Genomic DNA, 3,856 nt, shown 5'->3' with positions numbered 1-3,856 from the left:
TGGAAGCGCTGGGCCACGGCCGACCGCGAGCCCATCGGCCAGTGGAGCTTTGGCCGCGTCACGTTGCTGGGCGACGCCGCCCACCCGACCACGCAGTACATGGCGCAAGGCGCGTGCATGGCCATCGAGGACGCGGTGACGTTGGGCGAGGCCTTGCGCGTGCACGGCAACAACATTGAAAAGGCCTTCGACCTCTACCAGCGCTCGCGCGTGGCGCGCACCGCGCGCATCGTGCTGAGCTCGCGCGAAATGGGCCGCATTTACCACGCCAAGGGCGTGGAGCGCCTGGTGCGCAACGACCTGTGGAGGGGCCGAACGCCGGAGCGCTTCTACGATGCGATGGAATGGCTGTACGGCTGGAACGTGCAGAACTGCCTGGCCACCCACTGAACACCCGGAGACACCATGAACGACCTCGGACGACTCGAAGACCTGCCCGCCGACTACGTGGCCGAGCTGCGCGCGCTCAACCTGGTGCCGCTGTGGCCCAGCCTGCGCGGTGTGCTGCCACCCACCATTCCCACGCGCCAGACACAGGCCACGCACTGGCCCTACAAGACCATCAAACCGCTGCTGCTCAAGGCCGGTGAGCTCACGCCCATCGAGAAGGCCGAGCGCCGCGTGCTGGTGCTGGCCAACCCGGGCCACACGCTGGAGAAGATGCAGGCCAGCGCCGCCATGTACCTCGGCATGCAGCTGCTGATGCCCGGCGAGTGGGCACCCAGCCACCGCCACACGCCCAACGCGGTGCGCATGGTGGTCGAAGGCGAAGGCGCCTGGACCACGGTGGACGGCGAACGCTGCCCCATGAGCCGGGGCGACCTGATCCTCACGCCCACCGGCCTGTGGCACGAACACGGCCACGACGGCGACGAGCCGGTGATCTGGCTCGACGTGCTGGATTTGCCGCTGGCCTACTACCTCGAGGTGAGCTACCACCTCAACGGCGCGCGGCAGGACACCAAACCGGGCCGGGGTGACCGCGCCTACGCCCGGGCCGGCGTGGTGCCCACGCCCGTGTTCGGCCGCAGCGGCAAGCGCTACCCCATGCTGCGTTACCCCTGGGCCGACGCGAAAGCCGCTCTTGAATCACTCGCCGCCGACCGGCCCGATGTGGACGCGGTGCAGCTGACCTATGTGAACCCCGAGACCGGTGAAGACGTGGAGAACATCCTCGGCTTTCACGCGCTGATGCTGCGCCCTGGCCAGACGCTGCAGTTGCCCGCGCGTTCACCCGCAGCGATGTACCACGTGATCGAAGGCGCGGCGCGCGTGACCACCGACGCCAAGGGCTTCGACCTGGTGGCCGCCGACACCTGCTGCATCCCCGGCTACACCACCACCACGCTCACCAACGCGTCGGCCAGCGCGCCGGCCTTCCTCTTCATCGCCGACGAATCGCCGCTGCACCGCAAGCTCGGCGTGTACGAAGTGCGCCCCGACAACCAACCTTCCATGCCTTGAGCCCTGCCATGACCATTTACCTCTTCCCCCCACCCCCTGTCGCGTCCGTTCCCGTGCGCGGCCATGCCGAGCTGTTTCCCGTCAACCGCCTGTTCTTCGTCGGCCGCAACTACCACGCGCACGCGGTGGAAATGGGCAAGCCGGTCGACAAGTCGGTCGAGCGGCCGTTCTACTTCACCAAGGCACCGCAAACCCTTGCGCTCTCGGGCGCGACCACGCCCTACCCGAGCGAAACCGCCAACTACCACTTCGAGATGGAACTCGTGCTGGCCATCGGCCAGCCGGGCTTTCGGGTGAAGGCGGAAGACACGCACACCATCATCTACGGCTACGCCGCCGGCCTGGACATGACGCGGCGCGACCTGCAGCTGGTGGCGCGCGACAAGGGCCGCCCCTGGGACCTGGGCAAGGACGTGGAGCATTCGTCGGTGTGCAGCGAGATCGTGCCCATGCCCGGCGTGGTGATCGAGCGAGGCAACATCGAGCTCTCGGTCAACGGCGCGGTGAAGCAGAAGTCCGACGTGGACAAGCTGATCTGGAACATCCGCGAAATCATTGCGGACCTCTCGCTCTTCTACCACCTGCAACCGGGCGATCTGATCTACACCGGTACGCCCGAAGGCGTGGGCGCGGTGCTGCCGGGTGACCAGATCACCGGCTCGGTGGAGGGTGTGGGCAGTGTCGCGCTGACGATCGGTCCGAAAGCCTGACGTTCAGCCCGGCTCCAGCCCTCGCCGGCGCATCATGTCGGCGCTCATCGCCTCCAACGCGTCGGGGGACAGCTGCGCCAACGCGGCCGGGTAGACCAGACCGTCCTCCTCGTGCAGGTGGCGGTCGTACAGCCGGGTGAAGCCGGCGAGCGTGGCCTCTTCGGGCGGACTGAAATGGGCCCAGCCCGCGGGTGGCGCCTGTGTCACCGAGGCCAGCGCCGCCCGTGCGGCCACCCAGGCCGCTTCCATGTCGCGGTGGTCCTGCTGCAGGCCCAGCACCACCCGGCGCAAGGCCTCGTCGCCGCCTGCCAGCAAGGGCGGGAACACATGGCGCTCCTCGTCTTCGTGGTGCAGCGGCGCGGCCTGGTCGAAGTACCGCATCACGTCGCGCGCGGCGCTGGCCACGCTCTCGTCCCAGCCGCGCACCAGCACGTGTTGCTGCAGCCGGGCCAGCAAGGTCAGCATGCGCTCGACACGCTCGTGGCAGACGCCCAGCATCTCGAACGGCGCCTCGAATCCGGCTGCGGGTGCGCGGTGTCCCGGCAAGGTGATGGAAGTCAGCGGGATCGAGCTGGCCATCTCATCCCAGGGCCACAGCCTGGCCTTGCGGGTCGAACGGAATGAAGGCGTGCAGCTGCCCCTGGCGAATCGCTTCCACCATGTCCTGCAGCGGTTGTTCGGCTTCGGCGCTCCCGGGCTGGCGGCCCGGCGTGCCCGCGAGCGCAGCGGCGAACACCATCCCCCAGGGCTGGCCAAAGGCCTGGGCCTCCTGCACCAGCTGGTCGAACGAGTGGAGCTCGTCCAGCCCCTTGTCCACGCACATCTGCGGCACCAGCGCGCCGCCCTCGCCGCGCTCGAACTCGAGGCGCTGGGCCGGCGTGGCGTCGTCGGGCAGCTCGACGCCGGCGAACACGAACAGCAGGCGCTGCGGCAGGGGTTGCAGGCGCGCCGCGCTCAGCAGGTCGTCAAAGGTTTGAATGTTCACGGGTTCTCCAGGTTCAAGGTGTGCGTGCTGGTGCGGGGCCCAGCGTGCTGCAGTAGTCGGCCACGGTGGGGCGTGTGCGCGCGGGCCGGCGCGCTGCCACCGTGCCCACGCTCAGGAAACACAGGGCCTGTTCGCCTGCGGCGAGATCGAAGCGCTGGCGCAGGGCCTGGGAGCCGAGCGCCTTGCCACTCGTGAGCGCCGAGCCATAGCCCATGGCGGTGGCCATGAGCAGCATGTTCTGCACCGCGCAGCCGGCCGAGAGGATGCGCTCGGCCAGGTCCACCGCGGGGTCACCGCGCTGCCCGTCCACCACCACCAGCAGCAGCAAAGGCGCGCGGTGCGCTTTCTCGCGCGCCTGGTCGAGCTGCTCGGTCGTGGCGCTGGCGTCGCGCTCGCGCAGGGCCTGCGCGAACACCTCGGCCAGCGAGCTGCGTTCGCTGCGCGGCACGATCACGAAACGCCAGGGCAGCAGCTGCCCGTGGTCGGGCGCGGCAGCGGCGGCACCCAGCAGGGCCTTCAGCTGGTCGGCGTCGGGGCCGGGTGCCAGCAGGCGCTTGGGCAACACGGTCTGGCGCGCGTGGATCAGGTCGGCCGCGGCGCGGGCGCATTCACGCTCCACGGCCTCGGCTTCGCAGGCCATGGGCGGCATCCGCGTGAGCTGCGCGGTGTTCATCCACACACCCCGAGGTGGCCGCAT

Annotated in this window: 6 protein-coding genes; 3 read left to right on the top strand and 3 right to left on the bottom strand. The window is 69.4% G+C overall.

Features of this window, described 5'->3' with window-relative positions; all coding sequences use genetic code 11:
* The 3 genes from Q1W68_RS01510 to Q1W68_RS01500 all read left to right on the top strand — a co-directional run.
* The coding region (locus tag Q1W68_RS01510) for an FAD-dependent monooxygenase (RefSeq protein WP_300715480.1) at window positions 1-390 on the top strand (390 nt) is incomplete at its 5' end.
* A 15-nt stretch (window positions 391-405) separates the two neighbouring features.
* On the top strand, window positions 406-1,464 hold the full coding sequence (locus Q1W68_RS01505) for a cupin domain-containing protein (protein ID WP_300715479.1): 1,059 nt from the start codon (window positions 406-408) through the stop codon (window positions 1,462-1,464).
* An 8-nt stretch (window positions 1,465-1,472) separates the two neighbouring features.
* Window positions 1,473-2,174, top strand: a complete 702-nt coding sequence (locus Q1W68_RS01500; protein WP_300715478.1) for a fumarylacetoacetate hydrolase family protein — start codon at window positions 1,473-1,475, stop codon at window positions 2,172-2,174.
* A gap of 3 nt (window positions 2,175-2,177) precedes the next feature.
* Here the strand turns inward: Q1W68_RS01500 and Q1W68_RS01495 are convergent, their stop codons facing one another.
* The 3 genes from Q1W68_RS01495 to Q1W68_RS01485 are packed head-to-tail and all read right to left on the bottom strand — an operon-like array spanning window position 2,178 to window position 3,799.
* A complete protein-coding gene (locus Q1W68_RS01495; RefSeq protein WP_300649235.1) occupies window positions 2,178-2,753 on the bottom strand; it encodes a hemerythrin domain-containing protein in 576 nt (191 codons plus the stop codon).
* 1 nt (window position 2,754) lies between these two features.
* Window positions 2,755-3,159: a ribonucleotide reductase subunit alpha gene (locus tag Q1W68_RS01490; protein WP_300649236.1), complete on the bottom strand. Its 405-nt coding sequence runs from the start codon at window positions 3,157-3,159 to the stop codon at window positions 2,755-2,757.
* A gap of 13 nt (window positions 3,160-3,172) precedes the next feature.
* On the bottom strand, window positions 3,173-3,799 hold the full coding sequence (locus Q1W68_RS01485; RefSeq protein ID WP_300649237.1) for a nitroreductase family protein: 627 nt from the start codon (window positions 3,797-3,799) through the stop codon (window positions 3,173-3,175).
* Window positions 3,800-3,856 lie beyond the last annotated feature (57 nt).

Origin of the sequence: Hydrogenophaga sp., from assembly GCF_030158645.1 — a bacterium.
Lineage (GTDB): Bacteria > Pseudomonadota > Gammaproteobacteria > Burkholderiales > Burkholderiaceae_C > Hydrogenophaga.
The sequence above is the reverse complement of the archived record's forward strand: the minus strand, read 5'-3'. Positions and strand labels throughout refer to the sequence as shown.

What these genes read in the sequence shown, in the direction of transcription:
- Q1W68_RS01505 (WP_300715479.1), top strand. Translation starts at nt 406, where the DNA reads ATGAACGACCTCGGACGACTCGAAGACCTGCCCGCCGACTACGTGGCC.
- Q1W68_RS01500 (WP_300715478.1), top strand. Translation starts at nt 1,473, where the DNA reads ATGACCATTTACCTCTTCCCCCCACCCCCTGTCGCGTCCGTTCCCGTG.
- Q1W68_RS01495 (WP_300649235.1), bottom strand. Translation starts at nt 2,753, where the DNA reads ATGGCCAGCTCGATCCCGCTGACTTCCATCACCTTGCCGGGACACCGC.
- Q1W68_RS01485 (WP_300649237.1), bottom strand. Translation starts at nt 3,799, where the DNA reads ATGGCCTGCGAAGCCGAGGCCGTGGAGCGTGAATGCGCCCGCGCCGCG.